The following is a 1848-nucleotide window of genomic DNA, read 5'->3' on the forward strand; positions in this document are numbered from 1 at the left end:
TATATGAAAAAAACAGTCTTTTCATTCGTTTCAAATGCTTTCGCCTAATGGGAATTAAATAGGGGTTTGCTATAAACATGGCAAACCCACCTAAAATAAACCTCGATACGCCAGCATTGTGTACTTTAGCTACTCAATAATTGGGAAACTTCAGACGTTTAACTCGGCGAACAATTTGTTTTTCAAAAACAGAAAAGATGCACGATATTGTCATTGGACTGCTAATCAATAAAGTTGAATTTGGGCTAGATATTCACGCTTAATAACAGATTTCACCCACTACCAAAACGATAAGCAAAGCAACACGGAAGAAATTAAGTAACATGCTGGTTGCTGGCGTTAAATACCAAAGTTTAATTTGTTGTTGGCTATCTACGCTACCATTCCAAGACAGAGGGATTTCTGTCCATTGCCATTGTGGTAAGCCGGGGCCTGTTTGTAAGTTGGCATTCGGGTCTATGCGTTTAAAATCAGGTGTAGACGCTTCTGAATAGCGAGCGCTCGTAATGGTATTACGTTTACGGACATAAGAGCTTGGCATAGATTGAGCTCCCTTTGTAACCATATCCATCATAGGGACAGATTCTTGGTGTTGAGATGCTTTAGCGCTAATTGATTGCCACGGCTTTTCTAATTGTGGATAAAGCCCTGTTCTCACCTGTTGAATAAGAAAAGGGATGCTGACAATAAGCAACACTAACCAGCAGCTCGAGCGGTAAAATTTTATCAGGCGTAAAAAATTACTTTGAGGCAGTGCTTTAATTAATGCAATAGCCGCTAGAATATTTAGCCAAATAAAGCGTGGTGCACCAGCTTCATGCCAAATTAAGGCTAAAGTGATTAAGGCAAATAAGCCCCAGTAGTTATTCCATAAACGACTGACCGCTAAGGCAGCAATCAGCACTAAAAATAAATCTAACAAGGTCTAGCGGGAAATCCAGCTATTCGGCACATTATCTACACCACTGACGGCTAATAAATGCCAGCCAGGCGGTAAATGTACAAAGGCCTTAACATGGTTAAATTTTTCTTGCCAACCGACAGCGCTAAATTCAGAAATAGAATGCGTTAGGCGACTGTCGGCGGTTAGTTGTAAGCGTCCTTTTCTAAGCTCTACGCCTTCAGTTTCGCTGTTAGGTAAACGCGTAATAAGTTGCGTTTGACCGTTTAAGTCGACATGCCCTAGCTGGGTTTCAGGCAAACTGTCGAGTCGCCAACCGTGGGTTATTTTACCATTGATGATGTCTTTAATTGTGTAACCCGTGCCTGCGAAATCTAGCCATAAATGGCGTGTAATGGATAAATTATTCGGTTCAGGTTCGGGGTCGCCACGCCTAATGACACTGAAGTGCATATTATCGCCTTGCTTAACTAAAAAAGCAGGAAGTTGTTGCCATTGGCCAGGTACGTTGCTTTGACTTGGGTCTATTGGAATAACTTGACTGATTTCGACGAGTCGTTGGTAGGTTTGTGCATCAAAGCTCCAAATTTCAGATGCAGGCCAATCTGGATTATTAATGTTTAAGCTAATATCACTTAGTTGCTCAGGGTGGCGCGCTGTTAACTCGATTTGCCAACGCCCAGGGCGAACTTGGACTAAAATACTGCCATCTTTTTCAAGTTTGGCAGGTAAGCGGCTATTAAGATTAATAGGAATAAATCCTGGTAACAATGCATAAGGTAGCTTGATTTCTCGCTGCTTACCTGAAACTTGTAGAGGTGGGGAGTCGCTATTTTTGCGAAAGCTTGTTTTGGGCATCCCTGCCCAAGCAAGCAGCAAAAACTTAACGCGACTGCTAATGCCTTCGGCGCCCCGATTCGTCCTCGTCACCTCGTCCCGACCCAACA

1 protein-coding gene and 2 pseudogenes are annotated in these 1848 nt (G+C 42.6%); 1 reads left to right on the plus strand and 2 read right to left on the minus strand.

Annotated features, from left to right (window positions below; translation table 11 throughout):
* Positions 1 to 146 precede the first annotated feature (146 nt).
* Positions 147 to 263 (plus strand): annotated as a pseudogene (locus tag BQ7314_RS00050) (IS1 family transposase); the annotation flags it as partial.
* Here BQ7314_RS00050 and BQ7314_RS00055 read toward each other — a convergent pair.
* Complete coding sequence (locus BQ7314_RS00055; RefSeq protein WP_174481667.1) at positions 260 to 922, minus strand: hypothetical protein; 663 nt, start codon at positions 920 to 922, stop codon at positions 260 to 262. The pseudogene BQ7314_RS00050 and the gene BQ7314_RS00055 sit on opposite strands and share 4 nt — an antisense overlap.
* A gap of 3 nt (positions 923 to 925) precedes the next feature.
* Positions 926 to 1848: pseudogene (locus BQ7314_RS00060) on the minus strand (hypothetical protein); the annotation flags it as partial.

The organism is methanotrophic endosymbiont of Bathymodiolus puteoserpentis (Logatchev) (genome assembly GCF_900128525.1).
Classification (GTDB): Bacteria; Pseudomonadota; Gammaproteobacteria; order Methylococcales; family Methylomonadaceae; genus Methyloprofundus.